Consider the following 21364-nt stretch of genomic DNA (forward strand, 5'->3'; position numbering starts at 1 on the left):
AAAATAATTGAACTTCTTCCAAGAATGTCGTATCATAGAAATATTAAAAACGAAAACGACCATGAGCCGAAAAAGGAGATATAGCCATGCAGCTTTTAAAAGAACGTATTCTCAAAGATGGCATTGTTAAGCCAGGCAATATATTGAAGGTAGACAGTTTCCTGAACCATCAGATGGACATTGACCTGATCAATGAGATTGGAAAGGAATTTAAAGCCCGTTTCTCAGACTGTCCCATCACCAAGATCCTCACCATCGAGGCTTCCGGTATTGGTATTGCCTGTATTGCAGCACAGTATTTCCATGTTCCAGTAGTATTTGCCAAGAAATCCCAGAGCGTAAACCTGGACGGCGAAATGTACTGCACCAAGATTGAATCCTTTACCCATAAGAAGGTATACGACGTTATTCTTTCCAAGAAGTTCCTTGGACCAGAGGATCACGTACTTCTCATCGACGATTTCCTTGCAAACGGATGTGCACTTCTTGGCCTGATCGACATTGTGAAGAAGTCCGGAGCGACTCTTGAGGGTGCCGGAATCGTAATCGAGAAGGGCTTCCAGCAGGGCGGACAGCAGATCCGTGATATGGGTGTTCGTCTGGAGTCTCTGGCTATCATTGATTCCATGACCGATGATTCCCTGACTTTCCGCGAATAAAACAATAAAAAATTTTTGCTCAATACAAAACAGCTGTAATATTACAAATATCTATACACAAGGATATCTGTAATTTTTACAGCTGTTTTAATCTTTCCTATTTTTATGCTTTCCCACTACTTTGAATCTTCGTAGTATCTCCATCCTTCACTGCAGGAACTTCTTCCGTATTAATTTCAGGATTCTCACCATTTTTCTCCGACTCATCAGCTCCCGGTGTAAGACTTGCCTCCGGTGTTACCGTTGCTTCCGGGGTAGGGCTGAGTTCCTCTGGCGTGGGTGTGGGGGAAGCCTCCGGTGCGATCATCTCTGCCAGATAGAACCCATTATCCACCAGGATCTGATAATTATCTTTATCGATCAGCTTGCCGTCACAGGTAACGGTTCCAATGATCTTCACTCCATTGTCGTACTGGGAATAATTGCTAATCTCTACATCTTCCCCTTTCAGGTAGGTATCCACAAGAGTCACACAGGCTTCTGCCAGATCTCTACGGTCCATCATAACCGTAAAGCCAAGTTTGCCCTCCGCAACACTTTTCACAGCCTCTGCATCTGCATTTACACCGGTGATAAGCGGCCAGTTTTCATCGCCTGGCTGAATCCCTTCTTTTTCCAGAAAATCCATGGCTGCCAGCGCAAAATCATCTGAAGCAGTACAAATAATATCCGGCGTTTTCTCCAGAGAATAAAATTCCCCGGTCACAGACTCCAGCTGTTTTATAGCAGCGTCCGTATTCTCATCCATAATGCTGTTTTCGTCAAAGGTCTGACGGCCAGAACGACAGATCAGAGTGCCGTCCTCTATATACCCCTGCAGTTCCTCCATGATTCCATTGAAAAGAAACAGGGAAGCGTCATCATCCGGAGATCCCATAAGAAATTCTATGGTTCTGGCCCCTCTGTCCTCCCGGACTTTGTCAAGCTCTGCATTCTTGATAATATTCTTGGCAATTTCTTTTCCAATTGCCCTGGTGTTAAAGGTAATAAAATATTTCACATTGGCGCTGTCCATGATCAGATCGTCATAATCAATTACAGGAATGGACTGCTCGGAAGCCTGCTCCAGCACATCTGAAAGCGAATAAGGATCTACTGGTGAGATCACCAGCGCCTTCAGCTTTTCATCCTGAAGAAGCTCCTGGATCTGGGAAATCTGGGTATCTGCATCCTCATCTGCAAAATACAGTGCTGCATTATATCCGGCTTCTTCCAGGCGGGATTTCAGTTCTGTACGCTCCAGACTGCTGTTAATATCCTCTCCCTCTTCTGGAAGAAGAACTCCTACTTTATCCAGATCCTCACGGGATATCTGTGTCTCTTCGGCATTTTCCTGGGAATCTCCCTCTGTTCCAGCATCCTGGCTGTCCGTTTTTTCTTCCTTCTTATCTTCTGCTGTCTCAGTGTCTCCAGTGCCTTCTTTTTCGGTTTCCACGCTTTCTTTGACTGCTTGGGTAGCTTCATTTTTGCCGCAGCCGCCAAGAAAAACACCGCACACTAGAAGTCCTGTAATAATTCCTGCGATTTGCTTTTTCATAAAAAGTCCTTTCTATGTAGCTGTAGATTTCAAATTGTTTCAAAAAAGAATTATTTGTATTCTTTTAAAATTCCCTTCAGATAATCCCGATAAGCCTGGACTGCTTTCTTCGGTTTCATGATTACAACATCGCGGCCCATGGAGACAAGCCATCCATAAAATTCCGGATTTTCGTCTACCTGTACGGCTGCAACAAAAGAGTCATCCTCTTTTTCTTTATACTGCGCATAATTTCCAAGAGCTTCCTGGATTTCTTTCTTTTTCTTAGCGCTGCAAAGAAGCTTCACCGGTTTGTCATCTTCAGAATCTGAAAATGGAAGGAGCCAGGAAAGTGCCTTTTTACTGCTTTCCACCGCATCTGCCTGCTCAGCTTTTTCTGCCTTTCCCACAGTTTCTGTGCTTACTTCTGCGGCTGTGGGCTGTCCAGCAACGTAATATCCGGTAGCTTTTCCTCTCTTAAACCGAATATCCATGCCATAATTTCTCAATACTTCCATATCGTCATAAATACTTTTTCGCTCTGCACTTACGCCATATTCCTGAAGCTTGCCGATAATTTCCTGCATGGTGCAGGGATGTGTTTCGTTGGATTCCTTCAGTATTTTTTCAAGATAAAGGATTTTTCCTTTTTGATTGATTCCTTTTGCCATATTATTCCCCTTATCGCTTTATCAGTTTTCTTTCACAAATCTGTGATATACGTAGTCATTTGCTGCTTTTTCTTCTGTATCATCCAGTGGTGTTAACTGGACCTCTTTTCCGTATTTCTGCTCAAGAGCATGGGCAATCAGCCAGTCTGCCAGCTGCGGATTTTTGGGAAGAAGGGGACCGTGAAGGTAGGTTCCAATCACATTCTTGTAAACCACGCCCTCATAGCCTGTTTTGCCGTCATTGCCAGAGCCGTAGAGCACTTTTCCAAGAGGCTTGCAATTATTGATACAGGTCCTTCCGCCGTGATTTTCAAATCCCACTACAGGCATGTCAAAAAGGTCACTTTTCAGCACAATGTTGCTGATCAGACGTCCTTCTCCCTGTTCCGTGCAAAGATCCACCAGGTCAAGCCCCGTGATGGTTCCCTGGTCTGTCTTATAATATTTTCCAAGGAGCTGGTAGCCGCCGCAGATGGCAATGACTACGCCCCCGTCTTCTACGTATTTCTTAAAATCCGGCTGGATTTCTTTTAGTTTTTCACAAACCAGCATCTGCTCACGGTCTGAACCGCCGCCTAACAGCACAATGTCCAGTCTGGAAAAATCAATCTGATCTCCCAGCTCAAATGCAATGGTCTCCGCCTCAATGCCGCGCCACTGACAGCGTCTCATCAGGCACTGGATGTTTCCTCTGTCTCCGTACAAATTCAGGAGATCAGGATATAAATGTCCGATTGTCAGTTTCATTCCTTTTCTCCCTCCATTTTCTTAAGAATATTGTGGGTGCTAAATAGTGCAGTGTAGTTTACCAGTACATAGAGATTGCCGACTCCGTCCTCCACCCGTTTCCGAATGGCTGTTTCCACATTTTCTTCCAGCATAACCGGGATATCCACATATTTCATTCGAAGGCGCATGTCCTGGCAGCGGATTCCACTGACTGTGATGGAATGAATGCTTTCGTCTCCTAGAAGATCAAAATCTACATCCCAGAGCCAGGAAATATCCGTTCCGTCCTGGGCATTGTCGTTGATGGTGATAATAATGTCTTTCTGTGTTTTGTCCTGCATAACTGCGGAAATATTCTGGTTAAAGCCAGCCGGGTTCTTGGCCAGGTTCAGCATAACGCCGGTACCCTTAATACGGAACTGCTCCATTCGGCCATTCTCCGGATTAAATTTCTGAAGCATGTTCTGGAAATGCTCTCCGGAAAAACCAGCTGTGCGAAGCCCTGCATAAGCAGCCAGAATATTGTATACATTGTAAAATCCCTTGTAATTGGCGGTAAGGTGCCTATCCTCCACCTGGAAAGAAAGTTGGTCGCCAACTTTTACATCATGAGCGTCGTATTTGATCTCCGGTCTTGCAAAACCGCAGGAGGGGCACTTATAATCTCCTAACTGGCTGTAATGATAGAAGCTGTATTCCAGTTTGGCTCCGCATTTTTTGCAAAAACGTCCCTCACGGATTTCATTGGCTGCACTTTTCTGGACTGGATTGCTGATTCCGTATGTGATATAAGGATTGCCGCTGTCCATGGCAAGATATGCGGAAAGTGCGTCGTCTGCGTTTACGATTACCTGCATTTTCGGCACTGTGCGGATCATTTCTTCCAGAATGTTCATGGTAATATCAATCTCGCCATAACGGTCCAGCTGATCGCGGAACAGATTGGTCAAAAGCATGTAATCTGGCTTCAGACCTGGAAATACATGACGGGTAGACGCCTCATCCACCTCGATGCAGGCATAATCTGCGTCCAGCTTGCCAGTAGGTCTGGCAGCCAGTACAAAGGCTGCTACAACGCCGTTTAACATGTTGGAACCGGTGTGGTTGCAGACTACTTTCTGTCCCTCATTTTCAAGGGCTGCGCAAAGCATGTTGTTGGTGGTAGTCTTGCCATTGGTTCCGCAGGTTACAAATATTTTCTTCCGCACCTGGGAAGAAAGGTCTTCCAGGATATTGGGGTTGATCTTCAATGCGATCTTGCCCGCCCAGGTCACTCCCTGGCGGCCCATTTTCCTGCAGATAAAGCCTGCAGATTTTGCTGCAAAAACAGCAGCCATTGTTCTTATTTTCATGTGTATTTAATCCTTTTTCAAGTGTTATGTTCGTATGTTATCCAATAAGACAAAGCGATGTGTAGCTTCTAATTATCTTCTTTTAGTTTAGGCTGTCGGAAATCAGCACATCAGTACAGATACCCTTTGCTCCTTTCGCCAGATACCCTCTGGCTTCCTCTTTGTCATTTATGGTATAAATATATACCAAAATGTCCCGTTCGTCAAAAATTTTCTGCACTTCTTCTGACCAGTAGTCCCGATAAATGGTCACTGCCTTGATTTTGTTGGTTTGACAGAAATCTGCGATGTCTTCTAACTCTTCTATTGTATATTCCTGCCACAAAGAATAGATATATGCAGGAAATTTATATAAAAGTGCAGTTCCAGGATACATGGCAGAATTGTATATTTCCGGAATGATCTGCCCCAGTGTGTGTTCGATCCCTGCATTTATGGCGATTTCCCGGTACTGTGCATAATCCTCCAGGGTTCTCTGGTAATTGCGCACCGAGTATTGCTTGGAATCGATCAGTACAAACGCATCCGGATACTCATCCAGAAGCTTTAACAGGTCTTCAAAAGTCATGGGAGTATATTTTCCATAAATTGGCGTGCTCAGAAATTCTTCTGCGGAAAGTACCTTGCGCTGGTCTCCTTCCCACTGTCCAAGTGACTCCTTCCAGTTATGACGGCATACCCATACACCGTCACTGGTCTGAGTCAGATCCACTTCGAAAAGGCGGCATCCCTTATCGTAGTGATTGATAAAGCTTTCCCGGGAATTTAAATATGTGAGATCGTCAAGTCCTCCCAGAGCATGTGTTATGATATTGTAATTTTCCCAGTTAAATTCCGGTGTATTCACTGGAACTTCTTCTTTCACCTCATACCGGGCGGAGCCTGTCAAAAGCCAGGCTAACAAACAAATTTCCATTAGTAAAAATAGCTTTCTCACATTTGTATTCCTTATCAAAAATTGCGATAACAAGACCTAACACTTTCTGCGGTTTTTGCTCATTATCGCGGAAGTCGCCAAGGTCTCGTGCAAGCACGGACTTTGGCTCGTTGCCCGCGTAAATTAAGAAAAAAGAGATATCTACGAAACGTAAATATCTCTTTTCATATGATCAGTAATTCTGTTTCGGATTAAACCAGCTCGATGAGCACTTCCATAGCGCCATCACCTTTACGCTGTCCAATCTTAACGATTCTGGTGTATCCACCGTTACGGTTAGCGTATTTTGGTGCGATCTCCTCGAACATCTTCTTAACCATATCTACATCTTTGGTGTTTTTCTTCTTGCCAGCGCCCTTAGCCGGAACTTCTTTAACCGGGTAGAACACTTTCATCATCTGACGACGAGCATGAAGTCTGGATGGAGCATCTTTAGTGATCTGCTTCTCAACTTCATCGTAAACAGTTTTCTTCTTACCGTCTACAACTTCTTTTACTCTCTTGCCTTCAGCGTCTTTTCTAGCAACTTTAGCTGTTACAGTAACAGTCTCGAAGTTGTCTTTCTCGCGAACAGCCATAGCTACAAGGCCTTCAGCGATCTTGCGGATCTCTTTTGCCTTAGCTTCTGTTGTAACGATTTTTCCGTTGTATAACAGATTTGTAACCTGGTTTCTTAACAGAGCTTTTCTCTGGTCAGCTGTTCTGCTTAATTTTCTATATTTTGCCATTTAATTTTCCTCCATCTGTGGGACAGCAGTCCACGCTTGTTCGGTCTTACTGGACTGCTGCTTAGCAAATCCCCACTGTAATAATCTTACTCGGTATGTTCAGTACCTTTACGGTTATATTACTCTTCTGTTGGCTGAAGCTGTAAGCCCAGCTCTTTCAACTTGGCAAGTACTTCCTCTAAGGACTTACGTCCAAGGTTACGTACTTTCATCATGTCGTCAGAAGTCTTATTGCAAAGCTCTTCAACAGTATTGATACCAGCTCTCTTCAGACAGTTGTAAGAACGAACTGAAAGCTCAAGCTCATCAATGCTCATTTCAAGAACTTTCTCTTTCTCATTGTCTTCTTTCTCGATCATAACCTCAGCGGTCTTTGCATTCTCGGAAAGGTCAATGAAAAGACTTAAATGCTCGCTTAATACCTTTGCTGCAAGACTTACTGCCTCATCAGGATCCAGCGTGCCGTTTGTGTATACATCAAGTGTCAGCTTATCAAAGTCTGTCACCTGACCTACACGTGTATTCTGCACAACCATGTTGACTCTCTCAACCGGGCTGTAGATTGCATCAATTGCAATTACACCGATTGGCATGTCATCTGATTTGCCCTTATCCGCGCTCACATAACCACGGCCTTTTGTAATGGTAAGTTCCATTGCAAGTCTGCAGTCCTTACCACCGTTTAAGGTAGCGATTACCTGATCTGGATTCATAATCTCGATATCCTGGTCAGCCTGAATATCAGCAGCTGTTACAACGCCTTTGCCCTCACACTCAATGTATGCGGTCTTTGGCTCATTGTCAGCACTGTTATTCTTGATTGCAAGACTCTTAAGATTCATGATGATCTCTGTCACGTCTTCTTTTACTCCAGGAATGGAGCTGAATTCATGGAGAACACCATCGATCTTAACCTGGCTTACTGCAGCTCCCGGCAGGGAGGACAGCATGATTCTTCTAAGAGAATTGCCAAGTGTAGTACCGTAACCTCTTTCAAGAGGCTCTACAACGAATCTTCCAAATTTCTTATCTTCAGATATCTCGGTAATTTCGATTTTTGGTTTATTAAAATCAAACACTATATATTTCCCTCCTTCTGGGTTGTATGCAATTGAGGGTATTATCAGGGCTCATTATTTGGAGTACAACTCGACGATAAGCATCTCATTTACAGGAACGTCGATCTCTTCTCTTGTAGGAAGCTCTTTAACAACGCCCTTAAGGTTCTCCTGATCAGCCTCAAGCCAGTTCGGAACAAGTCTTCCGCCTGTTACTTCCAGGATTCCTTTGTATCTCTCAGAACCTTTGCATTTCTCTTTGATCTCGATGCTGTCGCCAGCTTTTACGAGATAAGAAGGAATGTTAACGCATTTTCCGTTTACAAGAACGTGCTTGTGGTCAACGATCTGACGAGCTTCTTTTCTTGTTCTTGCGAATCCCATACGGAAAAGAACGTTGTCAAGTCTTGTCTCAAGCATGATCATCAGGTTCTCACCTGTCTGACCTTTCATTCTATCTGCTTTCTTGTAGTAGTTACGGAAAGGTTTCTCCAGAACGCCATAAATAAATTTAGCTTTCTGTTTTTCTTTTAACTGAAGACCGTACTCAGATACTTTACGGTTTGCACGTTTTAACTGTCTTGTGGATTTTTTGTCAATTCCTAAATAAATTGGATCCATTCCCAGGGATCTACATCTTTTCAGGACCGGTGTTCTATCTACTGCCATCTTGGCTTACCTCCTAATTCAATTAGACTCTTCTACGTTTTGGTGGACGGCATCCGTTGTGCGGAACCGGAGTTACGTCACGGATACTTGTTACTTCAAGACCGCATGCCTGAAGGGCACGGATAGCAGCCTCACGACCTGATCCTGGTCCTTTAACCATAACGTCTACTGTTTTTAATCCATGAATTAAAGCAGCCTTTGTTGCAGTCTCAGCTGCCATCTGTGCTGCATAAGGGGTAGATTTCCTTGAACCTCTAAATCCCAGACCGCCGGCACTTGCCCATGAAAGAGCGTTTCCTTCGTTGTCAGTCAGAGTAACAATTGTGTTGTTAAAAGAAGACTGGATATGTGCCTGTCCGTGTTCAACGTTTTTCTTGACACGACGTTTTGTTGTCGCTTTTTTAGTTGTTTTTGCCATTTTAAAACTAACCTACGCTTTCCTTAATCAAATTATAATTTATAGTTAGGATAATGAATTATTTCTTCTTATTTGCTACTGTTCTCTTCGGACCCTTGCGTGTTCTAGCATTGGTCTTGGTCTTCTGGCCACGAACCGGAAGTCCTTTACGATGACGGATTCCTCTGTAGCATCCGATTTCCTGCAGTCTCTTAATGTTCAGGGCGATTTCTCTACGAAGATCACCTTCTACCATCATTGTCTCATCAATGACAGCGCTAAGTCTCTTAACTTCATCATCAGTCAGGTCTCTGACACGTGTGTCAGGATTTACATTTGCCTGAGCAAGGATTTTGTCTGCACTTGGTCTTCCGATACCATAAATATAGGTAAGACCGATTTCGATTCTTTTCTCTCTTGGTAAGTCTACACCAGCTATACGAGCCATGTACTGTTTCCTCCATTTTCTTTACTGAAAGTTCTGCGTCTTCGTACATCACTTGTATCAGATACAAGGTGAAATGGGATGCATCCATACGCATTCTTTCTTAATTCTTAGTTCCTAATTGGGGTGCCTCGGTATAACACCCAGCTGCTTTTGGCGATTCGCAGCCTTTCCGAAATTTGCGGCCAACGGGCCAACGTTGCCTCCGGTATTAGGCAATACATGCTTAGTTCATTATATGTCAGATGATACAACCCAGCCGGGTGTTTCACCTGCAGCCGCATTCACAAACACGGGATCAATCAACCCTGACGCTGTTTGTGTTTTGGATTCTCACAGATAATTCTGATAGAACCTTTTCTCTTAATGACCTTGCATTTCTCGCAGATCGGTTTTACAGATGATCTTACTTTCACTGGAAATCCTCCTTCCGTAAAATATAGCATTAAAATCTGCAGTTTAGGGCGCAGTTATACACACGTACAAGCGCGTCCGCATTGTATTATAGCATTATGGTCTACAAAATGCAAGCAGTTTTTTAAATTTTTTTTACATTTTTGTATTTTTTTAACGGACCTATCTTTTTTAATAGACCCATATAATAGAAAAAACTCCTGCACCCGGTAAATCCAAATTCCCAGCTGCAGGAGTCCTGTTTCATTTATTCGAATTCAGTTTATTAACGAATAATGATTATTTATCTCTCCAGATGATTCTTCCCTTGGAAAGGTCATATGGGGAAAGCTCCATTGTTACTTTATCTCCTGGGAGAATACGGATAAAGTTCATGCGCAGCTTGCCGCTGATGTGGGCAAGTACAACATGTTTGTTCTCAAGTTCCACTTTAAACATTGCGTTTGGCAGCTTCTCTAAAACAGTGCCTTCTACTTCAAGTACATCTACTTTTGACATTTTATACCTCCTGTATCGCCTTAATGATCCTATTATATGTCAGGTGCAGCGCTTCGCTCCCTGACTTTCTTTTAAAACTTTGTGAGTGTCAGAATCTCCGGTTCGCCATCTGTAATCAGTATGGTGTTCTCATAATGTGCGGAAAGGGAACCATCCATGGTCACCACTGTCCATTCGTCATCCAGCCAGCATACATCTGCCCTGCCCATGTTGATCATAGGCTCAATGGCAAGTGTCATGCCTGGAAGTAATTTCACTCCCCTGCGTTTCTGTGGGAAGTTGGGAATCTGCGGATCCTCGTGAAGATGGGTACCAATCCCATGTCCAACCAGATCTCGTACAATACCATAACGGTATTTTGCCGCATACGCTCCGATTGCCTTGGAAATATCATTGAGATGATTTCCAGCTTTCGCGAATTTTATTCCTTCAAAGAAGCACTGCCTGGTTACATCCATAAGCTGTCTGGCTTCTTTGGAAACTTCTCCGACTGCATAAGTACGGGCCGCATCAGAATGATATCCTTTGTAGATCAGACCTGCGTCGATCTTTACCAGATCACCATCCTGGATAATTTTGTCCTCCGAAGGAATTCCGTGGACCACTTCATCATTCAGGCTGATGCAGAAGGAGCCAGGAAAGCCTCCATAATTTAGAAAGTTTGGAATGCAGCCCATGGAACGGATCATATCCTCACCGATACGGTCGATCTCCTTTGTGCTCATTCCTGGTTTGATATAAGGGATCAATCCGTCATGGACCTTTTCCAGAATATGTCCGGATTCCCTCATAAGTTCAATTTCGTGTTCTGTTTTTATTGAAACTGACATTACTTCTTATCCTCTATTCTATTCGCCAAGGATCTTCACAATATCACCAAATACTTCTTCTAAGTTCTTGGTGCCATCTACAGTTTTCAGTACACCCTGACCGGTATAGTAGTCGATAAGCGGCTGAGTCTGCTCATGATATACGTTCAGACGTTTCTGTACAGTCTCCGGCTTGTCATCGTCACGAAGTACAAGCTCCTCACCGCATGTATCGCAAACGCCCTCTGTCTTCGGAGCTGCAAATACAACGTGATAAGTTGCACCACATTTTACGCATGCACGTCTTCCGCCCATACGGTTCACGATATTCTCATCCGGAACATCTACGTCGATCGCATAGTCAATCTTGCTTCCCAGTTTGCTTAAAGCATCGGTAAGGCATTCTGCCTGTGGGATTGTTCTTGGGAAACCATCCAGTACATAGCCGTTCTTGGCATCCGGCTGCTGGATTCTGTCCACAACAAGGTCGCAGGTAAGTTCATCCGGTACAAGCAGTCCCTGGTCCATATAAGTTTTTGCTTTCTTTCCAAGCTCTGTGCCATTCTTAATGTTTGCACGGAAAATGTCACCTGTGGAAATGTGCGGAATACCGTATTTCTCAGCGATCTTCTTTGCCTGGGTTCCTTTGCCTGCGCCTGGTGCACCTAACATGATAATTCTCATAAAAAGCCCCTCCATTTTCTCATACTACGAATTAAGGCTGTGACGCATAAGCACCACAACCTTTATTCTTTTAGTTGTTCAGGAAGCCTTTGTAATTGCGGACAAGCATCTGTGATTCGATCTGTTTCACAGTCTCCAGGATAACTCCAACAATAATGATGATGGAAGTACCACCGAAGGATACGTTTGCTCCGAATACTCCATTAAAGAAGAACGGAATTACCGCAACGATAATCAGGCCTACTGCACCTATAAATATAATATAATTTAAAATTTTAGTCAAATAGTCTGACGTAGGTTTTCCTGGACGGATACCAGGAATGAAACCACCCTGCTTTTTGATGTTGTCTGCAACTTCCAGCGGGTTGAAGGTGATGGAAGTGTAGAAGTATGCGAAGAATACGCAAAGTACAACATACAAAAGCAGTCCCCAGCTATACTGAAGCTGATTTGGATTACACCAGTTATTAGATGATAATCCTCGAATGATCTCACTGCCGATTCCAGTTCCATTTGCTTTTCCTGCAAGCTGTGCGATTACGCCCGGGAAGGACATAATTGAGGAAGCAAAGATAACCGGGATTACACCGGCGGTGTTAACTTTCAGCGGGATATTGGTAGTCTGACCACCCATCAGTTTTCTGCCGACCATTTTTCTGGAATACTGAACAGGAATTCTTCTCTCAGCACCGTTGAGGATCAGTACGAATACGACCATGACAACGATGATTGCAAGAATGATAAGTCCTGCAAGCAGTCCTTTTGCAATTGTTTTTCCTTTGATGAAGTTCTCATAAAGAAGAGATAAGTCACTTGGGATACGGGAAACGATGTTAACAGTCAGGACGATGGAAATACCATTTCCAACACCCTTCTCCGTGATACGCTCACCAATCCACATCAGCATGGCAGAACCAGCTGTAAGACAAGCAACTACAGTAACGCCCTTAAAGAAGTTCATGTTCGGGATAAGACCCTGGCGACCGAAACCGATTGCCATTGCCACAGACTCAAACAACGCAAGACCAACAGTGACATAACGGGTAATGGCAGTGATTTTCTTTCTGCCCTCTTCTCCATCTCTCTGCATTTCTTCCAGTGCCGGGATGGCAATTGTAAGAAGCTGCATGATAATGGAGGATGTAATGTATGGTGTGATGTTCAATGCAAAGATTGACATCTGGGTAAATGAGCCACCGGTGAACGCATCAAAGAAATTGAATGCGTCACCAGTGTTTTTAGCAAACCACTCTTTAAAGAAATCGCTGTCTACTCCCGGAACAGGAAGCTGTGATCCAATACGGATGACTAAGATCATCCATAAAACATAGAGGAGTTTACGTCTCATCTCTTTTACTCTGAAAACGTTTTTGAGAGTTTCAAACATTTGATCACCTCTATTAGATCAGCTCTACTGTACCACCTGCAGCTTCGATTTTAGACTTTGCAGTCTCACTTACAGCGTTTACTTTAACTGTAAGTTTCTTGGTAAGCTCGCCGTTTCCAAGGATTTTAACGCCGTCGCCAGCTTTGGAAATTGCACTGCTTGCAAGTAAGCTCTCAACTGTTACCTCTGCACCATCCTCAAAACGGTTCAGAACGTCAACGTTGATTGCAATGATCTCTTTAGAGTTTCTGTTTGTGAATCCTCTCTTAGGCAGACGTCTGTATAAAGGCATCTGTCCACCTTCAAATCCCGGTTTCTTGTGTCCGGAACGTGCTAACTGTCCTTTATGGCCTTTACCGGCTGTTTTGCCGTTTCCTGAACCATGTCCACGGCCTCTTCTGAAGTTATCGCTGTGCTTAGAACCCTCTGCTGGTCTTAAGTTTGATAATTCCATTATGGCACCTCCTTTTTGTAATTATGCTTCTTCTACTTTTACCAGGTGCTGTACCTGCTGAATCATTCCTCTTGTTGCCGCATTGTCTGGCATCTCAACTGTTTTGTGCATTTTGGTAAGACCCATTGCCTTAACAGTAAGTTTGTGCTTCGGAACTGCGCCAATCGGAGATTTTACTAAAGTAACTTTTAATGTATTTGCCATTTTAATATTCCTCCTTAAGCCAGAATCTCATCAACAGATTTTCCACGAAGTTTTGCAACTTCTTCCGGAGTTTTTAACTGTCTTAAGCCTTCGATGGTTGCAAGAACAACATTCTGCTTATTTCTGGATCCCATACATTTTGTACGGATGTTTTTGATACCAGCTAACTCGATAACGGCACGAGCCGGGCCGCCGGCGATAACTCCAGTACCTTCTGGAGCTCTCTTAAGAAGCATGGAAGCGCTTCCGTAAGAACCTACGAAGTCATGTGTAATGGAACCATTCTCATCTCTTGCTACGGTTACTAATTTCTTAATAGCGTCCTCTTTTCCTTTGCGGATAGCTTCCGGAATTTCGGCTGCCTTTCCAAGTCCTGCACCAACGTGTCCATTGCCGTCACCTACAACAACTAAAGCTGTGAAACGGAAGTTACGACCACCTTTAACAACCTTGGTAACACGCTTGATTGATACTACTTTATCTTCTAACTCTAACTGACTAGCATCAATAAGATTACGTTTCATGTGTTTCGCTCCTCCTTATTAGAATTTCAGTCCAGCTTCTCTTGCTGCGTCTGCCAGTGCTTTTACTTTACCGTGGTAAATGTATCCACCTCTGTCAAAAACAACTTCCTCGATGCCGGCTTCCACTGCCTTCTTACCGATTACAGTGCCAAGATATGCTGCTGCTGCAACATCGTCGGTGTTCTCAATCTGTGCTTTTACGTCTTTCTGAAGAGTAGAAGCAGATACTAAAGTCTTTCCAACGGTGTCATCGATAATCTGTGCATACATGTGTTTATTGGAACGAAATACTGCAAGACGCGGAGTTGTTGCAGTGCCATTTAAATGATGACGTAATCTTCTATGCTTTTTCTCGCGAATTTCCGCTCTAGATGCTTTATTAACCATTTTCTCACTCTCCTTAATTATTTCTTACCAGTCTTACCAACTTTGCGTCTGATAACCTCAGTATCATACTTGATACCTTTGCCCTTGTATGGCTCAGGTCTTCTCTTATCTCTGATCTCAGCTGCAAACTGTCCAACTTTTTCCTTGCTGATACCGGAAACGATAATCTTGTTACCGTCTACTTTGGTCTCAATACCTTCCGGATCTTCCATTTCTACCGGGTGAGAATATCCAAGGTTTAAAGTAAGCTTCTTGCCCTGCTTAGCGGCTCTGTAACCAACACCGTTAACTTCAAGAGTCTTGGTGTATCCTTCGCTTACACCAACAACCATGTTGTGGATAAGGCTTCTTGTTAAGCCGTGAAGGGATTTCATTTTCTTTAAGTCGTTTGGTCTTGCAACAACTACATGACTATCTTCAACTTTGATTTCCATCTCTGTTGGAAGCGCTCTCTCAAGTGTTCCTTTTGGTCCTTTTACGGTTACTACGTTTCCTTCTGCAACAGTTACTTCTACTCCTGCCGGAATAGCAACCGGAAGTCTACCGATACGTGACATACTATGTGTCCTCCTTACTTAGATTATCGGAGAGGTTTTAGCAACCTCTCTGTTTTCAGTGATACAAACTAATTCGGCTTACCAAACGAAAGCCAGAACCTCGCCGCCTACCTGAAGTTTACGGGCTTCTTTGTCGGTGATAACACCTTTATTAGTGGAAAGGATTGCGATTCCAAGTCCTCCAAGAACCTTCGGAAGCTCGTCCTTACCAGCATAAACACGAAGACCTGGTTTAGAGATTCTCTTTAAACCTGTGATGATCTTCTCGTTTTTGTCTTCGCCATATTTCAGTGTGATATGGATGTTTTTAGCAACACCATCTTCAACTAAATCGTATTTTGCAATGTATCCCTCATCAACAAGGATGTTTGCGATTGCAATTTTCATCTTGGATGCCGGAACATCTACTGTGTCATGTTTTGCAGTGTTTGCGTTACGGATTCTTGTAAGCATATCTGCGATTGGATCGCTCATTGTCATGTTAGTTTCCTCCTCATATTCAGACTTTACATGTCATAGTGTATATATAATAAATTAAATTGTTACCAGTGCTTTCGACTTACCAGGAAGCTTTCTTAACTCCCGGGATCTGTCCCTTGTAAGCTAACTCACGGAAGCAGATTCTGCAGATTCCGTATTTTCTTAAGTATGCATGTGGACGTCCACAAATTCTGCAACGGCTGTATTCTCTTGTAGAGAATTTAGCTGGACGCTGCTGTTTGATTTTCATTGCTGTCTTAGCCATGAATCGTTCCTCCTATATCAGATCTGCTGACCCCGGCAGGGAAGCCGGCGGTCAACTTTGGAATGTTCCTCTACTTATTTCGCAAAAGGCATGTTGAACAGCTTCAGTAACTCACGAGCTTCCTCATCAGTTTTTGCTGTTGTAACGAAGATAATGTCCATACCTCTTACTTTGTCAACTTTATCGTACTCAACTTCTGGGAAGATAAGCTGCTCTTTGATACCAAGAGCGTAGTTTCCTCTGCCATCGAATGCGTTAGGATTGATACCACGGAAGTCACGTACACGTGGAAGTGCCAGGTTGATCAGACGATCAGCGAACTCATACATCTTCTCGCCTCTTAATGTTACTTTACATCCGATCGGCATTCCCTCTCTGATTTTGAAGTTAGCGACAGATTTTTTAGCTTTTGTTGCGATAGCTTTCTGTCCTGTGATCAGCTCCATATCTGCGATAGCAGCGTCAAGAAGCTTAGCGTTCTCTTTGGCTTCACCAACACCCATGTTAATTACGATCTTGTCGAGTTTTGGCACTTCCATAACGTTTTTATATCCGAATTTTTTGGTCATGGCATCCATGATCTCATTAGTGTAAAGTTCTTTTAATCTACTCACTTATGTCTGCCTCCTCTCTCAATTAATCGATAACCTTACCGGTTGCCTTAGCAACACGGACTTTTTTGTCACCATCCATCTTAAAGCCAACTCTTGTAGCTTTTCCATCAGCCAAAAGCATTACGTTGGAGATGTGAAGCGGAGCTTCTTTTGTGATGATTCCACCATTCTGGTTTGCAGCTGATGGTTTGGTGTGTTTTGTAACCATATTAACGTTCTCTACTAATACGGTGTTGTCTTTTACATTAACGGCAAGGACTTTGCCTTCTTTGCCTTTATCTTTACCAGCGATTACTGTAACAGTATCACCTTTTTTAATCTTCATAGCTGACATTAGGCACCCTCCTATAATACTTCCGGAGCTAAGGAAACGATCTTCATGAATTTCTTCTCACGAAGCTCTCTGGCAACTGGTCCAAAGATACGTGTTCCTCTCGGAGTTAAGTCGTCTTTAATGATTACGGCAGCATTTTCATCGAAACGGATATAGGATCCGTCTTTACGACGAGCGCCTTTTTTGGATCTAACTACAACAGCCTTTACTACGTCACCTTTTTTAACAACGCCGCCTGGTGTTGCATCTTTAACAGTAGCAACGATTGTATCGCCGATGTTTGCATATCTTCTTGTAGAGCCACCCATAACACGGATACAAAGGATTTCTTTTGCACCAGTGTTGTCGGCAACTTTCAGTCTTGTTTCCTGCTGAATCATACTGGTTATCCTCCTTATTTAACTCTCTCTACTACTTCAACCAGTCTCCATCTCTTGTCCTTGGACAGCGGTCTGGTCTCCATAACCTTAACGGTATCACCGATGTTGCACTCATTGTTTTCGTCATGAGCTTTTAATTTATATGTTCTCTTCACGATTTTCTTGTAAAGAGGATGTTTTACATGGTCTTCAATTGCAACTACGATGGTCTTGTCCATCTTATTGCTGACAACCTTACCCACGCGGGTTTTTCTCAGATTTCTTTCCACGATTATGTCCTCCTAAATTCACTATTTGGAAGCGTTAGCTTTCGCAGTGATCACTGTCTGGATTCTGGCAATATTTCTACGAACCTCTTTGATTCGTCCTGTATTGTCTAATTGATTGGTTGCATTCTGAAATCTCAAATTGAAAAGTTCTTTCTTAGCAGCTACTAATTCTTCGTTTAATTCTGCAGCTGATTTTGCCTGTAAATCTTCTACGAATTTATTAATTTTCACTGTTATCACCGCCTTCTAACTCTGCACGAGAAACTATTTTGCATTTACATGGTAACTTGTGCATTGCAAGACGTAATGCCTCACGAGCGATTTCTTCAGAAACGCCTGCGATCTCAAACATAACACGTCCTGGTTTAACAACTGCTACCCAGTATTCCAGGGCACCTTTTCCGGAACCCATACGAGTTTCTGCTGGTTTTGCTGTTACTGGTTTATCTGGGAAAATCTTGATCCAAACCTTACCACCACGTTTGATATAACGGGTCATAGCAACACGGGCTGCCTCGATCTGATTAGATCTGATCCAGCAAGGCTCGGTAGCAACAAGACCGAATTCACCATAATTGATCTGATTACCTCTAAGGGCTTTTCCTCTCATGGAGCCACGGAATTGTTTACGACGTTTAACTCTTTTTGGCATTAACATTATTTATCGCTCCCTTCCTTAGTTCCTTTAGTTGGAAGAATCTCACCATTGTAGATCCATGCCTTTACACCAACTTTGCCATATGTGGTGTCTGCTTCTGCGAAACCATAATCGATGTCTGCACGAAGTGTCTGAAGCGGAATAGTTCCATCGCTGTAGAACTCTGTACGAGCCATATCAGCTCCACCAAGACGTCCGGATACGGATGTTTTGATTCCCTTTGCTCCAGATTTCATTGTACGCTGCATTGTAGATTTCATAGCACGTCTGAAGGAGATACGGTTCTCCAGCTGAAGAGCGATGTTCTCTGCAACAAGCTGAGCGTCTCTGTCTGGTCTCTTAACTTCTTTGATATCAACGATAAGCTTCTTGTCTGTGTATTTAGCAAGTTCAGCTTTTACTTTCTCGATCTCAGCGCCGCCTTTACCGATTACGATACCAGGTTTAGCTGTGTAAATGATAACTTTTACTCTGTCAGATGCTCTCTCGATCTCGATCTTGGAAACACCTGCGCTGTATAATTTCTTTTTAAGGAATGTTCTGATGTTGTAATCTTCTACCAGATAGTCTGCGAAATCGCTCTCTGCATACCATCTTGAATCCCAATCCTTGATAACACCGACTCTAAGGCCATGTGGGTTAACTTTCTGTCCCATGTCTATCCTCCTTATTTCTCATCCAGCACGATGGTGATATGGCTTGTTCTCTTCTCGATTCTGTAAGCTCTACCCTGTGCTCTTGGCTGGATTCTCTTCATTGTAGGTCCTTTATTTGCATAGCAGGCTGCAACGACGAGATTGTCTGCGTTCATTCCGTTATTGTTCTCAGCGTTAGCAATAGCTGATTCCAGTAACTTTTTGATTACGCTGGAAGCGTATCTTGGGTTGTATGTCAGGATACCAAGTGCTGTCTGCACATCTTTGCCACGGATTGCATCTAAAACGTAGCAGGCTTTCTGAACAGAAATTCTTGCATAAGATAATTTTGCAGACGGTCTTGTCTCTCTATTATTCTCATTTCTGGCTCTCTTAATCTGGCTTCTATGTCCTTTTGCCATTTTAAAGTGCCTCCTTTCGTCATATTCAATATTCAGGAAAACACCGCGGTTACCTGTTCCGCTTCAGCGGTTCAGGCAGCCTGGTGAAAAGTTCTAACTAGCGAACACCGGATTTCTTTTCGTCTTTTCCGTGTCCTCTGTAGGTTCTGGTAGCAACAAACTCACCAAGTTTGTGACCAACCATATCCTCAGTAATATATACCGGCACATGTTTTCTTCCGTCATGGACAGCGATTGTATGTCCAACAAAAGACGGGAAGATTGTGGAACGGCGTGACCAAGTTTTGATTACGGATTTATCATTTGCAGCGTTTAATGCATCTACTTTTTTAAGTAAGCTCTGATCTGCAAAAGGTCCTTTTTTCAGTGAACGAGACATTCTTAATCCTCCTTATTATTTGCTTAAAGCTTTTCCATCGCGTCTTCTTACGATGAGCTTGTTGGACGCTTTGTTTTTCTTTCTGGTCTTCAGACCAAGAGCAGGTTTGCCCCAAGGTGTACACGGACCTGGACGTCCAACCGGAGCGCGGCCCTCTCCACCACCATGTGGATGGTCATTCGGGTTCATAACGGAACCGCGAACTGTAGGTCTGATACCCATGTGACGCTTACGACCAGCTTTACCGATGTTGATCAGGTTGTGATCACCGTTTCCGATGATACCAACTGTTGCACGACAGATGATCGGAACCATTCTCATCTCACCAGATGGGAGACGAAGGGTAGCGTATTTGCCTTCTTTTGCCATAAGCTGAGCGCCGTTACCAGCGGAACGAACCATCTGGCCGCCCTTTCCTGGGTGAAGCTCGATGTTATGAATCATAGTACCAACCGGGATAAGCTCTAACGGTAAGCAGTTACCTACACGAATTTCAGCTTCCGGTCCGTTCATAACTTTCTGTCCAACTTTAAGTCCTTCCGGAGCAAGAATGTATGCTTTCTCGCCATCTGCGTAGCAGATAAGAGCGATATTTGCTGTTCTGTTTGGATCGTACTCAATAGATTTAACTACTGCAGGGATTCCATCTTTTCTTCTCTTGAAGTCGATGATTCTATATTTTCTACGGCTTCCGCCTCCCTGATGTCTTACAGTGATCTTACCCTGGTTGTTACGTCCAGCGTTTTTCTTTAAAGACACGGTGAGGGATTTCTCTGGAGTTACTTTTGTGATCTCAGAGAAGTCGGAACCAGTCATATGTCTTCTAGACGGGGTATATGGGTTATAACTTTTGATTCCCATTTCTTTTCTCCTTTCAAATTTGTTCTCACGCTTTTGAGTGCGTATAAATTGCTATCAATTAAAGGCCTTCGAAGATCTCGATGTCTTTGCTGTCCTCTGTAAGGGCTACGATAGCTTTTTTGGATTTAGCAGTTTTTCCAACTACCATTCCACGGCGTTTTTTCTTACCATCAAGGTTCATGGTATTTACGCTCTTAACTTTTGTTCCATCGAACATTTTCTCAACAGCTTCTTTGATCTGAGCTTTGTTTGCTTCCGGATGAACAAGGAAAGTATATTTCTTCTCACCCATAGCAGCCATGGATTTTTCAGTGATCACTGGTCTTTTGATCACGTCGTAATATTTAATATCTGCCATTATGCGTATACCTCCTCGATGGATGCTACAGCGTCTTTAGTTACTACTACAGTACCGTGGCTCATAACATCATATACATTGATGCCGTTAGCAGCTACAGTCTGTACGTTCTCGATATTTCTTGCAGAAAGGATTACGTTCTTGTCTTCCTGTGCTGTTACGATAAGAGCTTTCTCTGCTTTCAGGTTTGTAAGAACCTTCTGCATTTCTTTTGTCTTAGCTTCAGCGATTGCAAGGCTATCAACAACTACGAATTTATTGTCCTGAACTTTGGAAGTCAGAGCGGATTTAAGAGCTGCTCTTCTTTCTTTCTTGTTCATTTTTACTTCATAATCTCTTGGAGTTGGTGCGAAAATCATTCCGCCGCCTGTCCACTGTGCAGCGCGGATGGATCCCTGTCTAGCATGACCGGTTCCTTTCTGTCTCCAAGGTTTTCTTCCGCCACCGCTTACTTCAGAGCGAGTTTTCGCTTTCTGAGTACCCTGGCGTTTATTTGCAAGCTGACGAACAACAGCAAGGTGAACAAGATGCTCATTGACTTCAACGCCGAATACTGCATCGTTCAGCTCCATTGTTCCAACTTCATTGCCTTCCATATTATAAACAGTTACGTTTGCCATTTGTGTGCTC

At 43.4% G+C, this 21364-nt stretch carries 35 protein-coding genes; 1 reads left to right on the forward strand and 34 read right to left on the reverse strand.

Annotation, left to right across the window (positions count from 1 at the left end; all coding sequences use genetic code 11):
- The first annotated feature begins 86 nt into the window (after window positions 1-86).
- Window positions 87-659: a xanthine phosphoribosyltransferase gene (locus ACTQ50_RS02990; protein WP_441482914.1), complete on the forward strand. Its 573-nt coding sequence runs from the start codon at window positions 87-89 to the stop codon at window positions 657-659.
- 103 nt (window positions 660-762) lie between these two features.
- Here the strand turns inward: ACTQ50_RS02990 and ACTQ50_RS02995 are convergent, their stop codons facing one another.
- From ACTQ50_RS02995 to rplD, 34 genes are all read right to left on the reverse strand, one after another.
- Complete coding sequence (locus ACTQ50_RS02995; protein ID WP_441482915.1) at window positions 763-2196, reverse strand: substrate-binding domain-containing protein; 1434 nt, start codon at window positions 2194-2196, stop codon at window positions 763-765.
- Window positions 2197-2246: 50 nt separating this feature from the next.
- Window positions 2247-2846, reverse strand: a complete 600-nt coding sequence (locus ACTQ50_RS03000; protein WP_441482916.1) for a hypothetical protein — start codon at window positions 2844-2846, stop codon at window positions 2247-2249.
- A gap of 21 nt (window positions 2847-2867) precedes the next feature.
- Window positions 2868-3593 carry a type 1 glutamine amidotransferase gene (locus ACTQ50_RS03005; protein WP_441482917.1) on the reverse strand — a complete coding sequence of 242 codons (726 nt, stop codon included), beginning with the start codon at window positions 3591-3593 and terminating at the stop codon, window positions 2868-2870.
- A complete protein-coding gene (locus ACTQ50_RS03010; protein WP_441482918.1) occupies window positions 3590-4927 on the reverse strand; it encodes a MurT ligase domain-containing protein in 1338 nt (445 codons plus the stop codon). The genes ACTQ50_RS03005 and ACTQ50_RS03010 overlap by 4 nt, the downstream gene beginning before the upstream one ends.
- A gap of 82 nt (window positions 4928-5009) precedes the next feature.
- Window positions 5010-5831 carry a phosphatidylinositol-specific phospholipase C/glycerophosphodiester phosphodiesterase family protein gene (locus tag ACTQ50_RS03015; RefSeq protein WP_441482919.1) on the reverse strand — a complete coding sequence of 274 codons (822 nt, stop codon included), beginning with the start codon at window positions 5829-5831 and terminating at the stop codon, window positions 5010-5012.
- A gap of 224 nt (window positions 5832-6055) precedes the next feature.
- Window positions 6056-6592 carry a bL17 family ribosomal protein gene (locus ACTQ50_RS03020; RefSeq protein WP_118581175.1) on the reverse strand — a complete coding sequence of 179 codons (537 nt, stop codon included), beginning with the start codon at window positions 6590-6592 and terminating at the stop codon, window positions 6056-6058.
- Window positions 6593-6711: 119 nt separating this feature from the next.
- Window positions 6712-7671: a DNA-directed RNA polymerase subunit alpha gene (locus ACTQ50_RS03025; protein ID WP_441482920.1), complete on the reverse strand. Its 960-nt coding sequence runs from the start codon at window positions 7669-7671 to the stop codon at window positions 6712-6714.
- 54 nt (window positions 7672-7725) lie between these two features.
- A complete protein-coding gene (gene rpsD, locus ACTQ50_RS03030) occupies window positions 7726-8319 on the reverse strand; it encodes a 30S ribosomal protein S4 (protein ID WP_118581181.1) in 594 nt (197 codons plus the stop codon).
- Between the two features lie 22 nt (window positions 8320-8341).
- Window positions 8342-8737, reverse strand: coding sequence for a 30S ribosomal protein S11 (rpsK, locus tag ACTQ50_RS03035; protein ID WP_117852570.1), 396 nt, complete (start codon window positions 8735-8737; stop codon window positions 8342-8344).
- Window positions 8738-8795: 58 nt separating this feature from the next.
- A complete protein-coding gene (gene rpsM, locus ACTQ50_RS03040) occupies window positions 8796-9164 on the reverse strand; it encodes a 30S ribosomal protein S13 (RefSeq protein ID WP_178732020.1) in 369 nt (122 codons plus the stop codon).
- 299 nt (window positions 9165-9463) lie between these two features.
- Complete coding sequence (gene rpmJ, locus ACTQ50_RS03045; protein WP_003022746.1) at window positions 9464-9577, reverse strand: 50S ribosomal protein L36; 114 nt, start codon at window positions 9575-9577, stop codon at window positions 9464-9466.
- Between the two features lie 277 nt (window positions 9578-9854).
- The gene (infA, locus tag ACTQ50_RS03050; RefSeq protein ID WP_117852566.1) at window positions 9855-10073 is read right to left on the reverse strand and encodes a translation initiation factor IF-1; all 219 of its coding nucleotides are present in this window, start codon (window positions 10071-10073) and stop codon (window positions 9855-9857) included.
- 71 nt (window positions 10074-10144) lie between these two features.
- The gene (gene map, locus ACTQ50_RS03055; RefSeq protein ID WP_441482921.1) at window positions 10145-10903 is read right to left on the reverse strand and encodes a type I methionyl aminopeptidase; all 759 of its coding nucleotides are present in this window, start codon (window positions 10901-10903) and stop codon (window positions 10145-10147) included.
- 18 nt (window positions 10904-10921) lie between these two features.
- The gene (locus tag ACTQ50_RS03060; protein ID WP_226820869.1) at window positions 10922-11566 is read right to left on the reverse strand and encodes an adenylate kinase; all 645 of its coding nucleotides are present in this window, start codon (window positions 11564-11566) and stop codon (window positions 10922-10924) included.
- A gap of 70 nt (window positions 11567-11636) precedes the next feature.
- Entirely contained in the window at window positions 11637-12953 is a 1317-nt protein-coding gene (gene secY, locus ACTQ50_RS03065; protein WP_441482922.1) for a preprotein translocase subunit SecY, read from the reverse strand.
- Between the two features lie 13 nt (window positions 12954-12966).
- The gene (gene rplO, locus ACTQ50_RS03070) at window positions 12967-13407 is read right to left on the reverse strand and encodes a 50S ribosomal protein L15 (RefSeq protein WP_118581190.1); all 441 of its coding nucleotides are present in this window, start codon (window positions 13405-13407) and stop codon (window positions 12967-12969) included.
- A gap of 21 nt (window positions 13408-13428) precedes the next feature.
- Window positions 13429-13611, reverse strand: coding sequence for a 50S ribosomal protein L30 (gene rpmD, locus ACTQ50_RS03075; protein ID WP_117852555.1), 183 nt, complete (start codon window positions 13609-13611; stop codon window positions 13429-13431).
- 14 nt (window positions 13612-13625) lie between these two features.
- Window positions 13626-14135, reverse strand: a complete 510-nt coding sequence (gene rpsE, locus ACTQ50_RS03080) for a 30S ribosomal protein S5 (protein WP_117852552.1) — start codon at window positions 14133-14135, stop codon at window positions 13626-13628.
- Between the two features lie 18 nt (window positions 14136-14153).
- Window positions 14154-14522 carry a 50S ribosomal protein L18 gene (rplR, locus tag ACTQ50_RS03085; RefSeq protein WP_441482923.1) on the reverse strand — a complete coding sequence of 123 codons (369 nt, stop codon included), beginning with the start codon at window positions 14520-14522 and terminating at the stop codon, window positions 14154-14156.
- Between the two features lie 17 nt (window positions 14523-14539).
- A complete protein-coding gene (gene rplF / locus ACTQ50_RS03090; protein ID WP_441482924.1) occupies window positions 14540-15079 on the reverse strand; it encodes a 50S ribosomal protein L6 in 540 nt (179 codons plus the stop codon).
- Between the two features lie 78 nt (window positions 15080-15157).
- Window positions 15158-15559 (reverse strand): 30S ribosomal protein S8, encoded by a 402-nt coding sequence (rpsH, locus tag ACTQ50_RS03095; RefSeq protein ID WP_117852545.1) that lies wholly within the window; start codon window positions 15557-15559, stop codon window positions 15158-15160.
- A 79-nt stretch (window positions 15560-15638) separates the two neighbouring features.
- Window positions 15639-15824, reverse strand: coding sequence for a type Z 30S ribosomal protein S14 (locus ACTQ50_RS03100; protein ID WP_117852543.1), 186 nt, complete (start codon window positions 15822-15824; stop codon window positions 15639-15641).
- Window positions 15825-15898: 74 nt separating this feature from the next.
- Window positions 15899-16438 (reverse strand): 50S ribosomal protein L5, encoded by a 540-nt coding sequence (rplE, locus tag ACTQ50_RS03105; protein ID WP_296027767.1) that lies wholly within the window; start codon window positions 16436-16438, stop codon window positions 15899-15901.
- A 22-nt stretch (window positions 16439-16460) separates the two neighbouring features.
- A complete protein-coding gene (rplX, locus tag ACTQ50_RS03110) occupies window positions 16461-16772 on the reverse strand; it encodes a 50S ribosomal protein L24 (protein ID WP_441482925.1) in 312 nt (103 codons plus the stop codon).
- Window positions 16773-16783: 11 nt separating this feature from the next.
- Window positions 16784-17152, reverse strand: a complete 369-nt coding sequence (rplN, locus tag ACTQ50_RS03115; RefSeq protein ID WP_022067326.1) for a 50S ribosomal protein L14 — start codon at window positions 17150-17152, stop codon at window positions 16784-16786.
- 14 nt (window positions 17153-17166) lie between these two features.
- Window positions 17167-17421, reverse strand: coding sequence for a 30S ribosomal protein S17 (gene rpsQ / locus ACTQ50_RS03120; protein WP_302672207.1), 255 nt, complete (start codon window positions 17419-17421; stop codon window positions 17167-17169).
- Window positions 17422-17442: 21 nt separating this feature from the next.
- On the reverse strand, window positions 17443-17652 hold the full coding sequence (rpmC, locus tag ACTQ50_RS03125) for a 50S ribosomal protein L29 (RefSeq protein ID WP_118581208.1): 210 nt from the start codon (window positions 17650-17652) through the stop codon (window positions 17443-17445).
- A complete protein-coding gene (gene rplP / locus ACTQ50_RS03130) occupies window positions 17642-18079 on the reverse strand; it encodes a 50S ribosomal protein L16 (RefSeq protein ID WP_117852531.1) in 438 nt (145 codons plus the stop codon). The genes rpmC and rplP overlap by 11 nt, the downstream gene beginning before the upstream one ends.
- Window positions 18079-18735, reverse strand: a complete 657-nt coding sequence (rpsC, locus tag ACTQ50_RS03135; RefSeq protein ID WP_117852529.1) for a 30S ribosomal protein S3 — start codon at window positions 18733-18735, stop codon at window positions 18079-18081. The genes rplP and rpsC overlap by 1 nt, the downstream gene beginning before the upstream one ends.
- 11 nt (window positions 18736-18746) lie before the next feature.
- Window positions 18747-19136: a 50S ribosomal protein L22 gene (gene rplV, locus ACTQ50_RS03140; protein WP_117852663.1), complete on the reverse strand. Its 390-nt coding sequence runs from the start codon at window positions 19134-19136 to the stop codon at window positions 18747-18749.
- Between the two features lie 97 nt (window positions 19137-19233).
- Window positions 19234-19515 (reverse strand): 30S ribosomal protein S19, encoded by a 282-nt coding sequence (rpsS, locus tag ACTQ50_RS03145; RefSeq protein WP_015526921.1) that lies wholly within the window; start codon window positions 19513-19515, stop codon window positions 19234-19236.
- Between the two features lie 15 nt (window positions 19516-19530).
- Complete coding sequence (gene rplB, locus ACTQ50_RS03150; protein ID WP_226820861.1) at window positions 19531-20376, reverse strand: 50S ribosomal protein L2; 846 nt, start codon at window positions 20374-20376, stop codon at window positions 19531-19533.
- A 58-nt stretch (window positions 20377-20434) separates the two neighbouring features.
- The gene (gene rplW / locus ACTQ50_RS03155; protein WP_117852524.1) at window positions 20435-20734 is read right to left on the reverse strand and encodes a 50S ribosomal protein L23; all 300 of its coding nucleotides are present in this window, start codon (window positions 20732-20734) and stop codon (window positions 20435-20437) included.
- Window positions 20734-21354 (reverse strand): 50S ribosomal protein L4, encoded by a 621-nt coding sequence (rplD, locus tag ACTQ50_RS03160; protein ID WP_441482926.1) that lies wholly within the window; start codon window positions 21352-21354, stop codon window positions 20734-20736. Before rplD ends, rplW begins: the two co-directional genes overlap by 1 nt.
- Between the last annotated feature and the right edge of the window lie 10 nt (window positions 21355-21364).

Origin of the sequence: Blautia sp. Sow4_E7, assembly GCF_052116245.1 — a bacterium.
GTDB lineage: Bacteria > Bacillota > Clostridia > Lachnospirales > Lachnospiraceae > Blautia_A.

Coding starts and splice junctions, on each gene's coding strand:
- rpsE (WP_117852552.1), bottom strand. CDS start 14,135: ATGAAACGTAATCTTATTGATGCTAGTCAGTTAGAGTTAGAAGATAAA.
- rplR (WP_441482923.1), bottom strand. CDS start 14,522: ATGGTTAATAAAGCATCTAGAGCGGAAATTCGCGAGAAAAAGCATAGA.
- ACTQ50_RS03020 (WP_118581175.1), bottom strand. CDS start 6,592: ATGGCAAAATATAGAAAATTAAGCAGAACAGCTGACCAGAGAAAAGCT.
- rplB (WP_226820861.1), bottom strand. CDS start 20,376: ATGGGAATCAAAAGTTATAACCCATATACCCCGTCTAGAAGACATATG.
- rplP (WP_117852531.1), bottom strand. CDS start 18,079: ATGTTAATGCCAAAAAGAGTTAAACGTCGTAAACAATTCCGTGGCTCC.
- rplO (WP_118581190.1), bottom strand. CDS start 13,407: ATGGAATTATCAAACTTAAGACCAGCAGAGGGTTCTAAGCACAGCGAT.
- rpsM (WP_178732020.1), bottom strand. CDS start 9,164: ATGGCTCGTATAGCTGGTGTAGACTTACCAAGAGAGAAAAGAATCGAA.
- ACTQ50_RS03000 (WP_441482916.1), bottom strand. CDS start 2,846: ATGGCAAAAGGAATCAATCAAAAAGGAAAAATCCTTTATCTTGAAAAA.
- rplF (WP_441482924.1), bottom strand. CDS start 15,079: ATGTCACGTATCGGTAGACTTCCGGTTGCTATTCCGGCAGGAGTAGAA.
- rpsD (WP_118581181.1), bottom strand. CDS start 8,319: ATGGCAGTAGATAGAACACCGGTCCTGAAAAGATGTAGATCCCTGGGA.
- ACTQ50_RS02990 (WP_441482914.1), top strand. CDS start 87: ATGCAGCTTTTAAAAGAACGTATTCTCAAAGATGGCATTGTTAAGCCA.
- ACTQ50_RS03005 (WP_441482917.1), bottom strand. CDS start 3,593: ATGAAACTGACAATCGGACATTTATATCCTGATCTCCTGAATTTGTAC.
- rplD (WP_441482926.1), bottom strand. CDS start 21,354: ATGGCAAACGTAACTGTTTATAATATGGAAGGCAATGAAGTTGGAACA.
- rplN (WP_022067326.1), bottom strand. CDS start 17,152: ATGATTCAGCAGGAAACAAGACTGAAAGTTGCCGACAACACTGGTGCA.
- rpsK (WP_117852570.1), bottom strand. CDS start 8,737: ATGGCAAAAACAACTAAAAAAGCGACAACAAAACGTCGTGTCAAGAAA.
- secY (WP_441482922.1), bottom strand. CDS start 12,953: ATGTTTGAAACTCTCAAAAACGTTTTCAGAGTAAAAGAGATGAGACGT.
- ACTQ50_RS03010 (WP_441482918.1), bottom strand. CDS start 4,927: ATGAAAATAAGAACAATGGCTGCTGTTTTTGCAGCAAAATCTGCAGGC.
- ACTQ50_RS03060 (WP_226820869.1), bottom strand. CDS start 11,566: ATGAGAATTATCATGTTAGGTGCACCAGGCGCAGGCAAAGGAACCCAG.
- rpmD (WP_117852555.1), bottom strand. CDS start 13,611: ATGGCAAATACATTAAAAGTTACTTTAGTAAAATCTCCGATTGGCGCA.
- infA (WP_117852566.1), bottom strand. CDS start 10,073: ATGTCAAAAGTAGATGTACTTGAAGTAGAAGGCACTGTTTTAGAGAAG.
- rplW (WP_117852524.1), bottom strand. CDS start 20,734: ATGGCAGATATTAAATATTACGACGTGATCAAAAGACCAGTGATCACT.
- rplV (WP_117852663.1), bottom strand. CDS start 19,136: ATGGCAAAAGGACATAGAAGCCAGATTAAGAGAGCCAGAAATGAGAAT.
- rplX (WP_441482925.1), bottom strand. CDS start 16,772: ATGTCAGCTATGAAGATTAAAAAAGGTGATACTGTTACAGTAATCGCT.
- ACTQ50_RS03100 (WP_117852543.1), bottom strand. CDS start 15,824: ATGGCTAAGACAGCAATGAAAATCAAACAGCAGCGTCCAGCTAAATTC.
- ACTQ50_RS02995 (WP_441482915.1), bottom strand. CDS start 2,196: ATGAAAAAGCAAATCGCAGGAATTATTACAGGACTTCTAGTGTGCGGT.
- rpsC (WP_117852529.1), bottom strand. CDS start 18,735: ATGGGACAGAAAGTTAACCCACATGGCCTTAGAGTCGGTGTTATCAAG.
- rpsH (WP_117852545.1), bottom strand. CDS start 15,559: ATGACAATGAGCGATCCAATCGCAGATATGCTTACAAGAATCCGTAAC.
- map (WP_441482921.1), bottom strand. CDS start 10,903: ATGTCAGTTTCAATAAAAACAGAACACGAAATTGAACTTATGAGGGAA.
- rpsS (WP_015526921.1), bottom strand. CDS start 19,515: ATGTCTCGTTCACTGAAAAAAGGACCTTTTGCAGATCAGAGCTTACTT.